General features: G+C 60.7%; 17 protein-coding genes. 6 read left to right on the forward strand and 11 right to left on the reverse strand.

The features are described 5' to 3' along the window. The 4 genes from FXB38_RS45075 to FXB38_RS45080 all read right to left on the reverse strand — a co-directional run. Positions 1-134, reverse strand: a 134-nt coding sequence (locus tag FXB38_RS45075) for a twin-arginine translocation signal domain-containing protein (protein WP_148753419.1), incomplete at its 3' end; no start/stop codon positions are given. A gap of 1,190 nt (positions 135-1,324) precedes the next feature. Next, positions 1,325-1,591, reverse strand: a complete 267-nt coding sequence (locus FXB38_RS43955; protein WP_246230084.1) for a cytochrome P460 family protein — start codon at positions 1,589-1,591, stop codon at positions 1,325-1,327. A 1,485-nt stretch (positions 1,592-3,076) separates the two neighbouring features. Beyond that, positions 3,077-3,256, reverse strand: coding sequence for an SAM domain-containing protein (locus tag FXB38_RS23945; RefSeq protein WP_148753422.1), 180 nt, complete (start codon positions 3,254-3,256; stop codon positions 3,077-3,079). An 11-nt stretch (positions 3,257-3,267) separates the two neighbouring features. Continuing rightward, positions 3,268-3,345, reverse strand: a complete 78-nt coding sequence (locus FXB38_RS45080; protein WP_354083595.1) for an SAM domain-containing protein — start codon at positions 3,343-3,345, stop codon at positions 3,268-3,270. Between the two features lie 312 nt (positions 3,346-3,657). Between FXB38_RS45080 and FXB38_RS23950 the strand changes: the two genes are divergently transcribed. The 3 genes from FXB38_RS23950 (at position 3,658) to FXB38_RS23955 (ending at position 4,604) form a co-directional block, all read left to right on the forward strand. Next, positions 3,658-3,837: a hypothetical protein gene (locus tag FXB38_RS23950; protein WP_187435106.1), complete on the forward strand. Its 180-nt coding sequence runs from the start codon at positions 3,658-3,660 to the stop codon at positions 3,835-3,837. 223 nt (positions 3,838-4,060) lie between these two features. Continuing rightward, positions 4,061-4,237 carry a hypothetical protein gene (locus tag FXB38_RS43000; RefSeq protein ID WP_187435107.1) on the forward strand — a complete coding sequence of 59 codons (177 nt, stop codon included), beginning with the start codon at positions 4,061-4,063 and terminating at the stop codon, positions 4,235-4,237. A gap of 37 nt (positions 4,238-4,274) precedes the next feature. Beyond that, positions 4,275-4,604 (forward strand): GcrA family cell cycle regulator, encoded by a 330-nt coding sequence (locus tag FXB38_RS23955; protein ID WP_148753488.1) that lies wholly within the window; start codon positions 4,275-4,277, stop codon positions 4,602-4,604. A 1,215-nt stretch (positions 4,605-5,819) separates the two neighbouring features. Here the strand turns inward: FXB38_RS23955 and FXB38_RS23965 are convergent. The 4 genes from FXB38_RS23965 to FXB38_RS23980 form a co-directional block, all read right to left on the reverse strand. Further along, positions 5,820-6,875 carry a relaxase/mobilization nuclease domain-containing protein gene (locus FXB38_RS23965; RefSeq protein WP_148753424.1) on the reverse strand — a complete coding sequence of 352 codons (1,056 nt, stop codon included), beginning with the start codon at positions 6,873-6,875 and terminating at the stop codon, positions 5,820-5,822. Beyond that, entirely contained in the window at positions 6,872-7,390 is a 519-nt protein-coding gene (locus FXB38_RS23970; protein ID WP_148753425.1) for a MobC family plasmid mobilization relaxosome protein, read from the reverse strand. Before FXB38_RS23970 ends, FXB38_RS23965 begins: the two co-directional genes overlap by 4 nt. 420 nt (positions 7,391-7,810) lie before the next feature. After that, positions 7,811-8,305, reverse strand: coding sequence for a hypothetical protein (locus FXB38_RS23975; RefSeq protein WP_246230086.1), 495 nt, complete (start codon positions 8,303-8,305; stop codon positions 7,811-7,813). A 265-nt stretch (positions 8,306-8,570) separates the two neighbouring features. Continuing rightward, the gene (locus FXB38_RS23980; protein WP_148753426.1) at positions 8,571-8,831 is read right to left on the reverse strand and encodes a hypothetical protein; all 261 of its coding nucleotides are present in this window, start codon (positions 8,829-8,831) and stop codon (positions 8,571-8,573) included. Between the two features lie 244 nt (positions 8,832-9,075). Between FXB38_RS23980 and FXB38_RS23985 the strand changes: the two genes are divergently transcribed. The 3 genes from FXB38_RS23985 (at position 9,076) to FXB38_RS23995 (ending at position 12,135) form a co-directional block, all read left to right on the forward strand. Continuing rightward, on the forward strand, positions 9,076-9,261 hold the full coding sequence (locus FXB38_RS23985; RefSeq protein WP_148753489.1) for a hypothetical protein: 186 nt from the start codon (positions 9,076-9,078) through the stop codon (positions 9,259-9,261). A 281-nt stretch (positions 9,262-9,542) separates the two neighbouring features. Continuing rightward, positions 9,543-10,793 (forward strand): NRAMP family divalent metal transporter, encoded by a 1,251-nt coding sequence (locus FXB38_RS23990; RefSeq protein WP_148753427.1) that lies wholly within the window; start codon positions 9,543-9,545, stop codon positions 10,791-10,793. A 127-nt stretch (positions 10,794-10,920) separates the two neighbouring features. Then, complete coding sequence (locus FXB38_RS23995) at positions 10,921-12,135, forward strand: mandelate racemase/muconate lactonizing enzyme family protein (RefSeq protein ID WP_148753428.1); 1,215 nt, start codon at positions 10,921-10,923, stop codon at positions 12,133-12,135. 3 nt (positions 12,136-12,138) lie between these two features. Here the strand turns inward: FXB38_RS23995 and FXB38_RS24000 are convergent, their stop codons facing one another. From FXB38_RS24000 to soxC, 3 genes are all read right to left on the reverse strand, one after another. Next, entirely contained in the window at positions 12,139-12,435 is a 297-nt protein-coding gene (locus FXB38_RS24000; protein ID WP_187435118.1) for a hypothetical protein, read from the reverse strand. A 102-nt stretch (positions 12,436-12,537) separates the two neighbouring features. Next, on the reverse strand, positions 12,538-13,077 hold the full coding sequence (locus tag FXB38_RS24005) for a c-type cytochrome (RefSeq protein ID WP_148753430.1): 540 nt from the start codon (positions 13,075-13,077) through the stop codon (positions 12,538-12,540). After that, the gene (gene soxC / locus FXB38_RS24010) at positions 13,064-14,335 is read right to left on the reverse strand and encodes a sulfite dehydrogenase (RefSeq protein ID WP_148753431.1); all 1,272 of its coding nucleotides are present in this window, start codon (positions 14,333-14,335) and stop codon (positions 13,064-13,066) included. Before soxC ends, FXB38_RS24005 begins: the two co-directional genes overlap by 14 nt. Positions 14,336-14,400: the final 65 nt, after the last annotated feature.

Raw genomic sequence — 14,400 nt, forward strand, 5'->3', positions numbered from 1 at the left:
TCGCCGTCGCCGGCAGCAAATACTGAACCGATAAAACTATGACCGTCGGACCGAACGCTCCCGAGAAGGAGACTAGCGGAACCAGCAATTGCGGTTCGTTTCAGAAAATCGCGACGTTTCATGAATGTCTCCATTCCGAAATTGCGGTCGCGGTAACGTTCACTTAAACAACGATTGTCCTACCCCGGGGAGCCACCTCCGATTGGCGGCCAGTATGGGCAAGGGCGCCGATTTTAGAAAGCCAAAGATGCGGCTTTGGGTCATTCTCGTCGTTTGTGCAGCTGTGACAGGCGCTTACGATCTTCCCCAATGAGCGGACAATCTCCGAGCCGATGGGAAGATCTGAAGCGGGCCAACAGCAGAAATAAGGCTTAGTCAGAAGTAGCCACTCGTGATGATCTTCCTGTTCAATCACGTCAGGCGCGGGCGATCATCCTGGCAGGGGAAAGCCGCCAGCGCCACATCGTCGGCGGGTTGACTCTCCGCTTCGGCCGGCCAGTTCGCACGATCCGCGTTAACCCTGTCTTTGATCTTCTCCCCTAGCCGGACTCCCTGGTTCACCTCTGCCGCTAAGCGGCCTTATTAGACCTTTGCAATCGTTCGCCGATTTCTGGAGCTCATTTCTATGAGGATTTGAGCGAGGTTTCTCGTTCGGAGAGCGTGAAATCAGATGAGAGTGGCTCTCTTACTCGTTGGCCTCGGTACGCTCGCCGCGATGGAGCTCGAGGCACCGCCGCGCATGACAGAGCCTGTGAACGAGCCGCCTGCTCAGGCAACCACCGGATTGCGCCCCTCACACGATACACTGACCAAGGCAGACCGGCTCGAAATTCCGCAATTCAGAGCACCGCCGCAGCCGCTTTCCTCGAGCCAACTGATGCATCCGCCGGACCACACTGCGATCGTTGCGCAAGCACCTTCGAAGATCATCGAGCAGCAGAAGGGCAACGCAAGCGGAAACTCCGCGATCATGCTGCCCAGACCTCGGCCCCGGCACGGAACTTCCAAGGCAAACGCAGGCGCCAGTGGCCCCAAGCCAGTCGCTGAGGCCAAGCCGTGCCGGTCAGGTGCCTTCGAAAGCCTTTTCAAAGTATTGAACCTGCAGACGCGATGTCAGACCTAGCACAAGGATTCCTCTGCGTCAGGACGAGAGCCGACGGCAAACTGTCGGATCCAGCTTCGGAGTTGAACAGCGCGTATCCCCATCCGCCGCTTTTCGGGAATCTCTGGCTGTCCTATTCTATGACGAAAGCCTGTGTGAAGACGTCGGGTACATCCACGACGAAAGGCGCCTCCGTACTCTTCTTCGGTTTCCATTGGAGCTTCACGATCTTGGAGCCGTCCGGAAGGGCTGGCCGTTGCCTGGAACTCCGGCCTCGTACGCCTCGATCATGGTCGGATTGGCGACGATCACTTTGAGTACTTCATCGGTCCGCGCGGAGGAGACCACCGACCAGTCCTCGTATCCTTTGAAGTCGGAGAAGGCGATTCCGTCCGGCGATTTCAGGGAGTATTTGTCCTCGGCGTAAGCGGCCGCGCAGCCCAGCGCTGCCGCCGCCATTGCAGTCGAAAGCTTGATTATGCGCCTCATGGGTTGTCCTGTTTGTTGGTCGGTGAGCTTATTTGGCTCACGTTTTCAACGTCCAGGTCGGGCGTACCTTCCTCGGGCAAGAGGCCCAAGTTCTCCGCTCTTCTCCTACTTGCAGCCGCGGCAAATCGTTAGCTTGTGTTTCAAGGCCTCGTCTCCTTGATCGATCGATTCCTGCCTGGTGACGCCACTTGTCTCCACATTGGGCTTGGAGGCTTTTGCTGCGCGTGACCTCGTGGGGCGCACCGCCTGGCCTGACGTGTCACTGTCATCGACGGTGCCGACACTAAATCCATCGTAGTCGATGGCTGGTTGGGCCGACGGCCGAGGCCTGCTTATCACCGGTGTAGATGAGACCTTAGCAGACGCCCCTGACGGGAGGGCATCGCTCGTTGCTGATGACGGCTCGCCGTTGCGCTTTGCTGGGGGCCTGGAATTTTTGGCAGTCGCTCGTGGCGGCGAGGCTTTTGGCGCAGCCCTTAGTGGCCAAGCGCTCTTGGCCGCCGCACCCTGTTCAGTCGAGGGCGGAGCAAGCGAGATCGGCGGAGCAAGCGACTGGCCTCTCGCGCTGCCCAACAGCCAAACGCCAACAGACAGCAAGCCAAGGGCAAAGAGGGTCGCGCTTTTCATCCGCGTCCTTCAAAACGGCTTTGGTCGAACAATTGATCGCCTGACTCTCCGAGCCACGCGATCTTGAAAATATCCAGTATTCACATGGCGATCAAAAGTTGACGGAAATGGGGACGAGCGGCGGTCGTCGTTGACGGTTGGGAGGGCGGCGTGAAGGAGTTGAGCCATCGCTCGAAATGCGGTCCAATCATTCACGTCGAACTCGACCGCGTCCCAGCAGTCCCTTCTTGCCGCCAGCGGACACCGACCCATGACGGCGAACGCGTCAGGACAGGTTTATCGAAGCCGGCGGCAAACAGCCGAAATTGACTTCTTGATGATTTTCAAGAGGCCCGCAGGAACTCACTCCCGGATCCAGCTAGTTGAGCAGGAGCGCCCCGCTTGACAGGCCACTCCTGAGAGGGATCTTCAAATCCCGGAATTCGCCTGCGGGAGGCATGGTGCTTTGCACGATCACCGATCTTGGTTGGGGACCCATTCCTCCGCGGTTGAGTCCCACTGATGGGTTTCGTCGAACTGTCTCCAGAGCGGGCGGATTGGCCTGCTTTCAAGTTTCTGTCGTTTTGCATTCAGTGCGCTGAGTTGAACGACAACTGCGCCAGCCATCATCGCCCATTCGCGAGCGTTATATCGGGAATTCCATTTGACTATCGCGAGCATCGGATGCCTCCTTCAACGTAAGAAGCCGTCGCCACCATAGCCCGCGCCAAGAACACAGGGATGTAAAGTACTTCACAGTCGGCAACATCTTAGACATAGCCGCACGCAATCCAATCAGGGGGCATGCGTCGGGGTCGGCTCGACGTCTCTTTCCGCACGAATGGACCCTGAGGATTCGCGCGAGGTCATTTCGGCGTATCAAAATGCGTCCGGGTCCGAGAACATCACGGTGACCTGGGGCTCGGCGGTTCCTTTCTCAGCTTCGTGGCATACTGAAGAACCCGGTGGCTCCGGTGTGCCGAACTGAGCACTCAAGCAGGCGATGCCGTCGAGCAGCTTGCGGCGATGCCCAACGATTCCGACGCCAAGGTCCTTCAAGTCCTCCGCCATCAAGTCGACAGGACCGCATCATTGATCTCGTTCTGGCGGAATGCCGCCTCATATTGTTCGAGGCCGAGCCTCCTCAGCCATCATCCGAGATCCATGACAGTGCCCCAGTTCGCCTAGCGCCGCATGCTCTCCTAGGCGATATCGCCTGTCTAGGGGAATGTCCTCTTGAAGTCAAAACGGCGGTAGACGCCGAGCTGAATCGCGTCCGGTTCTCCCCTGACAGCCGACATGACGCGCGTTCAAGCCACCTTCGGTTAGGGGCCAACGGACTAAACCGCTCGCGCGGTAGGACTCCGCGGCTGCCGACGGAGCCAAGAGGATAGCGCGGCGGGACGTCCTGTCTTGAGATCGAGGGTTTCGACAACCTCACTCAAGACAGGAGCATCCCCATGACCGACGAGGCCATGAGCCCATTGCGGCGGCGCATGATCGAAGACATGACGATCCGCAAGTTAGCGCCGAAGACCCAACAAGGCCATATCCGCACTATCAAGGATTTTGCTGCTTTATTTGCGCATCGTGTGACCGTTCAGCTCGCTCAGTGCGGCCCGAGCTTGTGCCCAGGTTGACTCCGGACCCGATCAAGCAAAAATATGCTCAGACCGTAGTGTCGATGCGGATTTGTTCAAGCAAGTCTACTTGACCTCGATCTTGGAGTTCCCGAGATCACCACCGGCGAGGTTTTGGTGAACATAGAGCCGAATGAGTCCTCGGGCATAAAGTAGCCGAAACGCTGCCATTTGCGTAGCGGATGCTACCCCTTGCTCGTGGTTTTCGAGGAGTAGCAGCAACATGAAGCAACACACCTCTGAAGCTTTTTCCACCACAGCGATCTACTCGACACCGCTCGTGCTGATGGGCACCGCGATGCCGCCAAGAGATCCCGATGAAGACGAGGAGGACGACGACGACGAAGAGGAAGATGACACTGAAGAACCGCCGGTCGTGCGCGAGCCGGACGAAGACTAGGCTAGCGTGTTCGGCAGTCAGCGCTATAATATCTCCCATGGGCTGGGATGCGAAAGACATAGCGCTCCTCAATAGGCTCTGGTCCGCAGGACAGAGCGCGGCGCAGATAGCACGTCGTCTCGGGTGCAGTCGTAACGCGGTCTGCGGTATGCTGACCCGTCTGGGCCTGAAGCGCGGCCACAAGCCGCCCACAGCAACGCCCAAGATAAGGCCGCCCCGAAAGCTGAGCCCGACGTCCCCGGCAGCCTGCGTCCGTCCAGTCGCACGGAAGGTGTCGCGGAACACAGCGGAGAGGCGGCAGCCCAAGGAATTCAGCAAGCAGCAGCTCTACTCCATGCTGGCTGAGGCGGTCAGAAATACTGGGTAAGAACTCACCACGAACGTCGTTGCGCTCCCGTCAGTGCCTGGCCCAGTTCGACGGGTTCGGCTGTCGTATACCTTCCCAAGGCTTCGTCTGCTTCGGATCAGAAGCGGCGATCAACGCGAGTGCTACGCCGCATCCGGTCTACCGCCAACAGCCGACGTGAGAACGGCGGCAGCTTTGGTCGGCTGGTTTGATCTACTTGTTAGCCTCACCGGACGGCCCACGGACGTCTTTTGTGACGCGTTGCTCGATATCCGCCATCGTTCTGGCGAACGCTTCGCGCAGTTGCTCCGCGTGAGCTGCACTCTCCGGTTCACTGAGATATGCAATCTTAATCAGCAGCCTGTTCAACAAATGTGTGATCCGTAGATTTTCCGAGTGCCGGGATCGCAGGGCCGTGATTTGCCGGCGCATCTCAGCAAGATCGAGAGTTTCGTGTTTCGATGACCTCTTCAAAATGACACTCGCACGTGGCCAGCAAACGAAGCCGACCCGCCGAGTATGATGGCGCGAGGGCTTCGCCTGGGTAGGGGCCGGACGGGGCAATGTCCGGTGCGCAAAAGCTAACCCTTCAATGCGCCGCCGCAATCAAAGCCTCAAATTAAGATTGATGTCCGCGCTGCGGGTTAATTCTGGAACTGATCAGGTTTAGTCTGCTCACGATGCTCCTGCGAGGTGAGGTTAATTCTCTTTCGCCGCGATGCTCGCAGGTTCATCCAAAAGGCACCAAGCCTGCAATGATGAAAAAGACTGTCCGACAATTCAGCAAAAAGCGGGATCATGAAAACCGATCTCGATCCTCATGGGGCCGATGCATGGCGCCTGTGGCCCATTGAAAATCTAGCGTGTGTTGCAGCCTAGCAATATCCAACAGCACCTTCTGCCTTCATGATGGCCTTCATCCGGTCAGTAATTTGACCAGCGAGACCGGCTGGGCTCGGCACATTGTTTCGGCGGGGCGGTGTGCCGAGCCGCCGCCGCGCGTCATAACCACCGCGGGACGGTGATTCTCGATTGCGTTCTGAGGGGATCCAACCTGGACGACCAATTTTATAGTAGCGCGATGGAAGTGGGCTTCAGAAGCCACAAGCCCGCCCTTGCTCGCCGGAGCGATGCCTCCCGGGACGTTTTCGAGACGTGTCGATAGGTGCCGGAGATCCGATCGAGCTCGAAGAATACCTGATCCTCCGGGTCCAATTATCGTGTCCGCTCATCGTCTCACTTGTGACCGCGTAGGTCGGCATTGCCCCCCTGCTCTTTGCCGCGGCGCCGGGAATTCGCAAGCTCCAAAAGCTCGTTCTTCAACACAGGCCGACGGGTTTCGACAGCGGGCATGTCTTTGACGAATTGCCGAACTTGGCGAGCTAACTCGTGATCTGCTGCCGCTCCAGAGCGCTGCAGCTCCGCGGCATAGTCGAGATATCGCCGCCGGATCGCGTCCTGACGTGGCTTGATCTTTTCGTCCCAAGGATGTTTAGCAGGCTTGCCGCCGTTCACCTCCGAAAGCACCTCCTTTCGCGCGAGCCGATGAACATCGGGCGTGATCCTTCGCTTGCGTAAAGCGAGCACGGCCCCGCGATCGGCCTTTCGAACCCGTCCGCGGGTTCGCCGCGGCGTTGCCTCCGCCGCGATCCCGCGAAGCCGGAGTTCGCCAGCGAACCGCTCCCGCCAGGCCTGAAGATCCGCCTTACGGGGGTTGAGGCGACTGCCGTTATGCCCCGGGGATCGAGCGGTCAAGTGCACGTGAGGGTGCTTGTCATCGAGGTGCTGGACGAAAACATAGTCGTGATTGTCGCCGAATGTCTCGATAGCAAATGCCCGGGCTGAATCCTTGACTGCCACGGCATCGGTGCCGGCCGGCATCGACAGAATGATGTTGATCGAAAGCGATCCATCACGGCGGCGCTTGTCGTCGAGACCGGCATCATCCTCCCACCGTTGCTGTAGATCTTTCAATCCGGAACGACCCGCCAGCGTCGCGCCCTGCTCTGTTTCCGCATCGAGCTCGCCGTTTCGCGTGATGTATGCCAGGTGCGACTTGAGATGCGCCGCGCCCTTTGTGCGACCAGTGATCTTGACCATCACCTCTGGTGCTCGGCGCACGATGCGTTCGAGCTTTGCACGCATCGCCGGCGCAAGGCGGCCGGGAGCGGCCGGATCGGGGATATCCCACTCGGCCCGCCGTGGACGCCGATTGGGCGTCTCCCAGACATACGAGATCGGCGGAAGTTCGGAGGCGAGGTCGATCGGCCGAGGGGAGGAGCGCCGGCTCATCGCCACCCATCCCAATAATCCGCGTTGCCGTTCAGCGCATTACGTAATTGCGCGAGCTCTCTTTCAATGACCAATTTGGCCTCTTGGATTACCGACAGATCCGGCTCAACCGCTGTGCCCTGCAGCACACTGGTGTTTGCGGCCCGCGCGATCTGGTTGATGTTGCCGCCGATCCGGTTGAGCTCACGAACGATCGCGCGAAGCACATCATGCTCGTGCGGGGAATGCTGCACGGGCGACGCCAATCGTGAGCGCACCAGCGCGACAATCCAGCCGGTGCGGGTCATGCCGCGCTGATGTGAAACTTCCGCGAGCTGCCGCATCTCGCTTTCGCGAAATCGCACCGTCACCTTCTCCGGCCGTCCGACCGGCAACGCCAAGGTGCGCGGCGCCGGTACAGCTAGGGCATCGGCAATGAGACGCCGCAGCAGCGCGGACTTGCCGCCCTGGGTGGCCGCAAAAGCGGAGAACTGCGTCGCGACTTCGTCGGAAACGCGAAGCGAGATCAGAGCCATGCACTCCAATCCCTATCGCGAATACATCGCTGGCGCGAAGCCTATCCTACACTAGAAAACGCAAATCCTTCCACACCCTCCATGTTGGTTCAAACCAACGGTCTCGGGATTCAAAGTTCGGCAGTTGCTGCAGGTGAGATCCAATCCAACCGACGATCGATGCGGAGAATGCCTCCGGGAATGACGCAGCCGTCGCCCCTAATCCTTGTGCTCCACGAACGCCGTGCGCGCGGATCGGCAATATTCGCACCGAGTGTGTGGACCGCGGCTTTCCAGCAGCCTCCGGCCTCTCTACAGCGCTGTGGGGGGCGCGTTCGGCCTCCGGCTGCTGCGCTAACGCGCCATCCTTTGGATGGGAAATCCGCTCCGCCGGCGCACCATCTGCAGCAGCGTTTCTGAGGGGGCTGTCTAGGACCAGCTTCATGCGCACAGGATCTCTTCGATTGTGATGGTCGATGCTGGCACCTCTTCCGCCTCTTCTGCGCCATCAACCAACAGGACTGCGTGCCGTGAGCCTTGAGACGCGAGTCGATCGACCAGAAGACAGCCCGTGCGATCTTGGTGACGCACTCTGATCGTGAGTGATGTGCTCATTCGCTCGTTCCGATCGACCGAAGAGTTGGCGGGCTTTTCCGCGATCGCCGTCACGCGGTCTTTCTCCATGGGTCGTAATTCCACTTGCGGTGCGACCTGGTTTCGTGCGGGTTGAGCTCCAGGCGGCCCTTCCCCATCAGGAGAACCGCGGCTTTCCGTCCGAATTTTGCGAGCCAATTGACGGGCGTTGGCGTCGGTGAAGCTCTCCTGTGCTGCACATAAAGTCTCGATGGCGTTGGGCTGCTCACGCCAAGCCTGGTAGAGTTCATAGACAGCACCGATTGATGAGCCCGCAAGCTTCGACCGGAGGAACTCCGGCATGCTCTGGACCGTCTCAGCTCTGCTGCGACTTCGGCTTCGCCTTCCTGACGGGCTGGGTATGGCTCCCGAACAGCGCCAGCAAAAATGCGACTTCTTCCTTCGAACCGACCTCGATCATGACTTTCTCCTTTTCGCTCCGTTGGTCGGGGCGAGCGGCGAAGGCGTTCAGGACGATCTGGTTTCAGGAGCGTTTCAAACCTGTTTCGTGCGCCGACGGCATGCGCAACGGAGCATCGGGCGGTTCGCGCCGGCGCCATGCGGATGCTCAGCCCTGCGGCTGCCACCCGATGATCGCACCGGCGAGGCACAGCAGCGCGCCGAACGCGGTGCCGACCATCTGCATCCAGTACCGGATCGGCATGCTGTCGCGATCAAACACCTGCCGCGACCACCGCGACCAGTCCAGCCAGTCGTCACTGACGAACAGGATCTTTCGCTCGATATAGCCATACCAGGCCTTGCGGGCGCAGTAGATGCTGATCCCGATCGCAGCGATGCGATAGAACAGATCGAGAGCGGGGTTCATGCCAACATCCGTTTTCGGGGCGGGCGTTGTGATGACCGGGCCGTATGTCCTCTCGGCCGGCAAGGTCGCAACAGCTTTGCCTGTCTTGGTGTCGCCGGAGAGGATGCAGGTTCAATCGCGGTCGCGATCGGGATATATTTTGCCCAACGGGTCAAACTTTAATCGAATGCAACGTAGCGGATTCGGCGGAATGCAATCTGTCCGCGCCATGCTGGCACACACGCGTTCCAAGGAGAGATGCGCGATGTACTACGTCGCCGCCGCATTGCTGGGACTGTCAGGACTGTTCTATTCCGCGAGCCATCACGAGCTCGGCCAGTTCGGCTCGAACGTGTGCAGCTACGGCAGCACCTTCTGCGAGAATCCGGTGGTCGTCTTCACCGGCGCTGCGCTCGCCGCCGCCTGGGGCATGTTCGTCAGCATCAAATAAAACGAAAGCCCGGCGCCGACAGGAGGCTGGCTTGATGATCGAACGTGCCGCCTGACCGACGCGCCTAGCGGGCCGGCCACGTCGTCGGCTCCTTGCGGACGGCGGCGGCAGCGGCCGCATAGTACCACGCTCCAACACCACGCGTCGGCCGGGGAACTTTCCGACTGTGATGGCGCTTAAGCCTTGGATTCGTAATTTCCGGAAGGTGAGCCCTGTCGAACCGATCGCCACATCGCCCCACTAGGCACGGCCGCGCCGATGCGCCGACGAAGTCCGCTCCGATGCTGCTGCGCCGGCTCGGTCCCGGCCTGATCACCGGCGCGGCCGACGACGATCCGTCGGGCATCGCCACCTATTCGCAGGCCGGCGCGCAATTCGGCTACGGGCTGCTGTGGACAGTCTTTCTCACCACCCCGTTCATGATCGCCATTCAGCTCGTCAGCGCGCAGATCGGTCGCGTCACCGGCAAGGGTCTTGCGGCCAACGTGATGCAGCTCGCGCCGCGCTGGATGGTGATGGGGCTCGTGGCGCTGCTCGTCGTCGCCAACACCTTCAACATCGCCGCCGACATCGCGGCGATGGCGGAGGCGCTCTCACTGGTCATCGGCGGACTCAACCACGAGCACGCGCTGATCTTCGCGGCCGGATCGACCCTGCTCCAGGTGTTCGTGCCCTATCGACGCTACTCGCCGGTGCTGAAATTTTTGACGCTGACGTTGTTCGCCTATGTCGCTACCGCCTTCACCGTCAAGATCCCGTGGAGCACGGCGCTGCTTGCCACGGTGTGGCCGAAGGCGACCGTCAACGCCGATTATTTCATGATGGTGGTCGCGGTCCTCGGCACCACCATCAGCCCCTATCTCTTCTTCTGGCAAGCCTCCCAGGAGGTCGAGGAGATGAACCAGGGCAAGCGCGACCGGCCGCTACGCGAGGAGACGCAGCGCGGCGGCGATCCCGAGATCGCGCGCATCAAGGCCGACACCACGCTTGGCATGCTGCTATCGAACGGCATCGCCTTCTTCATCATCCTGACCACGGCCTCGGTGTTGAACGCCAACGGCGTCACCAACATCAATTCGGCGACGGAGGCGGCCGAGGCGCTGCGGCCGCTCGCCGGCGACTTCACCTTTGCGCTGTTCGCACTCGGCATCATCGGCACGGGCCTGTTGGCGATCCCGGTGCTGGCGGGCTCGGCGGCTTATGGCGTTGCGGAAATTTTCGGCTGGCGTGCAACGCTAGAGGCAAAGCCGGAGAAGGCGGTCGGCTTCTACACCATCATCGCAGCCGCGACCGTGATCGGCTTCGGTCTCGGCTTCACCGGCATCAGCGCGATCCACATGCTGGTGTGGAGCGCCGTGCTCAACGGCATCGTCGCCGTTCCCATCATGGCGATGATGATGTTGATCGTCTCGAACGAGAAGATCATGGGGCGCTTCAAGGCCCGGTCATGGCTCGTCATGCTGGGCTGGCTCGGCACCGCGCTGATGGCGCTGGCCGTCCTCGCTCTGCTCGGCTCGTCCGCGATCGGCTAGAGCGGCGCCTGGCCAAGTGCTTGCGGGCTTCACGGCAGGCCGTCGTTAGCCTAACAATTGTGGCTGGGCTCGGACTTACGACCCGGACACAAAACCAATAACACCCGGCGGGGCGACAGGGAGCGACATGACAACATCATCAAAAGCAACAGGTCTCGAGATCCTCGCCTGCGACGCCGGCTGGAGAAACTACCACTTCGTCAAGGTGACGACGGAAGACGGCATCGTCGGCTGGAGCGAATTCGACGAGGGCTTCGGCTCGCCCGGCGTCGGCGCCGCGATCCAGCGCCTCTCCGCTCGCGTCATCGGCCGGAACGTCTTCCAGCACGAGCGCATCCATGCCGAGCTGTTCGCCGCCACACGTCCCGCCGCCGGCGGCGTTGTTGCGCAGGCACTCGGCGCGATCGAGAATGCGTTGCTCGATGCCAAGGCGAAATGCTTGGGCGTGCCCTGCTACGAACTCCTCGGCGGCAAGATCCGCGACCGTGTCCGGGTCTACTGGTCGCATTGCGCGACATGGCGGATCAATCATCCGTCCTGGTACAAGCCGCCGATCGAAAATCTCGACGGCGTCAAGGCGATGGGCCGCGAGGTGCGCGAGAAGGACTTCACCGCGCTCAAGACCAACATCTTTTCCTATGACGACGGCAAACCGACTGGCTGGCGGCCCGGCTTCGGCTCGCCCTTTGCGCCCGAGATCAATGTCGACCGCAAGATCCTGCGCGACCTGCGCATGCATCTGGAAGCGATCCGCGACGGCGCTGGTCCCGACGTCGATATACTGCTCGACTGCAACTTCAACGCCAAGACCGAAGGCTACTTGAAGATCCTGCGCACGATTGCCGATCTCGACATGTTCTGGATCGAGATTGACAGCTTCAACCCGCAAGCCCTCGGCTATATCCGCAGGCAGAGCCCGCATCCGATCTCGTCCTGCGAGACGCTACTCGGCCTGCGCGAATTCCTGCCCTATTTCCACGAGCAGGCGATGGACGTGGCGATCATCGACACACCCTGGAATGGCGTGTGGCAATCGATGAAGATCGCTTCAGCTGCGGAAGTCTTCGAGGTCAACGTCGCGCCGCATAATTTCTACGGCCATCTCTGCTCGATGATGAACGCTCATTTCTGCGCGGCGGTACCGAACCTGCGCATCATGGAGATCGACATCGATCGTCTCGCCTGGGACCGCGAGCTGTTCACGCACGAGCCGGAAATCCAGAATGGCCATCTGATCATTCCGGACCGTCCGGGCTGGGGCACCGAGCCGAACGAGGAGGCCCTTCGCGCCCATCCACCGAAGACCACAGGCGGGCTCCTCAATTACGGCCGCAAAAGCTGAGAGTTACGGCGTCACCGGATTGATGATCGGGGACGTCTTCGGACCCGGCCGCTCCGGCTCAACCGGCGATTTTGGTTCGGTCGGAAGCACCTTGGCGCCCGCCGCGCGGGCGGCTTCGCCCGTGGTCGCATACATTGCAACGTGAGCCGGCTGGGTCTTGGCACGATTCCACGGCCCGTGATCGACGAGTAACATCGCAGCAATCGTCACGCCGGCCACAATCAGAGCGATGACGCCGGGATGGCGAAGCGCTGAGGACATGGAGTTTGCGAAGCGGCCGGTTGTCATCGAAAAATCCATCATTTTTCCTGTCGCAGGTTAATTCAAATGCGGCCCGCGAGTTCCGCACCTCACTCAAGCAAGTTCCGAGCCAAGGCCCGGAACTTCACCATTCCGCTTCGTTCATTTCACGTCGGGGCGCGCGTCACCGACGAACTTGTCACGGTTCGGCATTTTGATCGCCGCGAGCGATTTGGCATCGACCGTCGCATCCGCTCCGACCAATCCATTCAAGTTCAGGATGTAAGCTGACACCGCGTACACGTCTTCATTGCTCAGCGACTGCGGCGCGTTCTGCGGCATGGCGCGACGGATGTAGTCGAACAACGTCGGCGCATAAGGCCAGTAGCTTCCAACTGTGCGGATCGGCTTGGCCGTCCCGATCGTGCCCTGCCCGCCGACAAGGCGATCACCTAATCCGCCCTCGCCGTTGTCGCCATGACATGACGCACATTGCTGGGCGAACACCTCGCGTCCATGACTGACCGACCCGCTTCCCTTCGGCAGATTGCTGCCATCGTGCCCGACATCGATATTCCAGCCCGCGATCTCGGCCGCCGTCGCGGGCCGTCCGATGCCATAAGGACTCTGCGCCCGCGCGGTGCTCGCTGAAGTGCAGAGCAGGATCGCGAGGACTACGCCGCAGATCTCACGCCAGCGCATTGGTGACCTCCCCGTCGGCGGCGACGCGCCAAGGCCAGATCGCGTTGTTATGGTAGAAATAATTCTCGCCTCGTACCGCGAGCAGCTCGGCGAGCGTCGGCTGCACATACCCTGTTTCGTCGATCGCGCGGCTCTGGATCACGGCGGGCTTGCCGTCCCATTGCCAGGGGAGGCGGAAGCGCGTGAGGGCACGGGTCAGCACCGGCTCCTGCAATTGTGCAACCTGCCAGCTCTTGCCATCATCGATGGACACCTCGACCCGCTTGATCTTGCCATGGCCACTCCAGGCGATGCCGGTGATTTCGTGGAAGCCAGGCGCGCTGAGGCGCTGGCCACCCGATGGACGCGTGATAATCGACTTCGCTTCCATGTAGAAGGAAAACTCGCGTGCCGTACCGTCCGGCAGGAGGTCAGTGTATTTCGAGGTCTCTTCGCGCGAATAGGCGGGCTCCGCAGCCACGTGCAGGCGTCGCAGCCACTTCACGTTCATATTGCCTTCGAACCCCGGCAGGAGCAGCCGCAACGGATAACCCTGCTGCGGACGAAGCCGTTCGCCGTTCTGGCTATAGACCAGCATGGCATCCTCGAGGCATTTCTCGACGGGGATGCTTCGGGTCAGCGCTGCCGCGTCGGCGCCTTCGGCGATGATCCATTTGGCTTCCGGCTTCAGCCCGGCCTCCTGAAGCACCAGCTTGAGGCTGACGCCGGTCCATTCGGCGCAGCTCAGCAGGCCGACCAGGTCCGACGCAGTCTTGCCATAGGGCTTGGTGTAACCGGGATTACCGGAACATTCGAGAAAGTGGATGCGCGACTCCGAAGGGAAGCATCGCAGATCGTCCATGGTGAAGATCAGAGGCCGTTCGACAAGGCCATGAAGCATCAGCCGGTGTTGCGCCGGGTCGATCGTCGGAACGCCGCCGTGATGCCGCTCGTAGAACAGGCCATTCGGCGTGATGATGCCGTCGAGCTCCTGCAATGGTGTCCGGCCGGACGCGGAGATGTATTGTTTGAGGTTCTTCGAGATGTTCTTGACGACGCCCTTCTCGAACGGCGACGGCGCGCCGTAAGGCTGGCTTCCCATCGGATCGCCCGGCGCTTTCATCCAATCCGGAATGTTGGGCGGAAGATTTTCGGTCTCCGCGGCGGCTGAGGCACCGGCTGATAGGACAACGCCACCGGCCACGGCGCCGCTCCCTTTCAGGAAGCGACGACGCGTTGTCGTTGCGGATTTGTCGGGGGTGTCGATCGTGCTGCTCATAGCGGACCCTCGGATGAAGCTCGGCCCGCATGAAACCTTCCGCGAAGCACATTTGCAATCCGCGT

This window comes from Bradyrhizobium cytisi (assembly GCF_008123515.1).
GTDB classification, from domain to species: Bacteria; Pseudomonadota; Alphaproteobacteria; order Rhizobiales; family Xanthobacteraceae; genus Bradyrhizobium; species Bradyrhizobium cytisi.

What these genes read in the sequence shown, in the direction of transcription:
- FXB38_RS43955 (WP_246230084.1), bottom strand. Translation starts at nt 1,591, where the DNA reads ATGAGGCGCATAATCAAGCTTTCGACTGCAATGGCGGCGGCAGCGCTG.
- FXB38_RS23950 (WP_187435106.1), top strand. Translation starts at nt 3,658, where the DNA reads ATGACCGACGAGGCCATGAGCCCATTGCGGCGGCGCATGATCGAAGAC.
- FXB38_RS43000 (WP_187435107.1), top strand. Translation starts at nt 4,061, where the DNA reads ATGAAGCAACACACCTCTGAAGCTTTTTCCACCACAGCGATCTACTCG.
- FXB38_RS23955 (WP_148753488.1), top strand. Translation starts at nt 4,275, where the DNA reads ATGGGCTGGGATGCGAAAGACATAGCGCTCCTCAATAGGCTCTGGTCC.
- FXB38_RS23965 (WP_148753424.1), bottom strand. Translation starts at nt 6,875, where the DNA reads ATGAGCCGGCGCTCCTCCCCTCGGCCGATCGACCTCGCCTCCGAACTT.
- FXB38_RS23970 (WP_148753425.1), bottom strand. Translation starts at nt 7,390, where the DNA reads ATGGCTCTGATCTCGCTTCGCGTTTCCGACGAAGTCGCGACGCAGTTC.
- FXB38_RS23975 (WP_246230086.1), bottom strand. Translation starts at nt 8,305, where the DNA reads ATGCCGGAGTTCCTCCGGTCGAAGCTTGCGGGCTCATCAATCGGTGCT.
- FXB38_RS23980 (WP_148753426.1), bottom strand. Translation starts at nt 8,831, where the DNA reads ATGAACCCCGCTCTCGATCTGTTCTATCGCATCGCTGCGATCGGGATC.
- FXB38_RS23985 (WP_148753489.1), top strand. Translation starts at nt 9,076, where the DNA reads ATGTACTACGTCGCCGCCGCATTGCTGGGACTGTCAGGACTGTTCTAT.
- FXB38_RS23990 (WP_148753427.1), top strand. Translation starts at nt 9,543, where the DNA reads ATGCTGCTGCGCCGGCTCGGTCCCGGCCTGATCACCGGCGCGGCCGAC.
- FXB38_RS23995 (WP_148753428.1), top strand. Translation starts at nt 10,921, where the DNA reads ATGACAACATCATCAAAAGCAACAGGTCTCGAGATCCTCGCCTGCGAC.
- FXB38_RS24000 (WP_187435118.1), bottom strand. Translation starts at nt 12,435, where the DNA reads ATGGATTTTTCGATGACAACCGGCCGCTTCGCAAACTCCATGTCCTCA.
- FXB38_RS24005 (WP_148753430.1), bottom strand. Translation starts at nt 13,077, where the DNA reads ATGCGCTGGCGTGAGATCTGCGGCGTAGTCCTCGCGATCCTGCTCTGC.
- soxC (WP_148753431.1), bottom strand. Translation starts at nt 14,335, where the DNA reads ATGAGCAGCACGATCGACACCCCCGACAAATCCGCAACGACAACGCGT.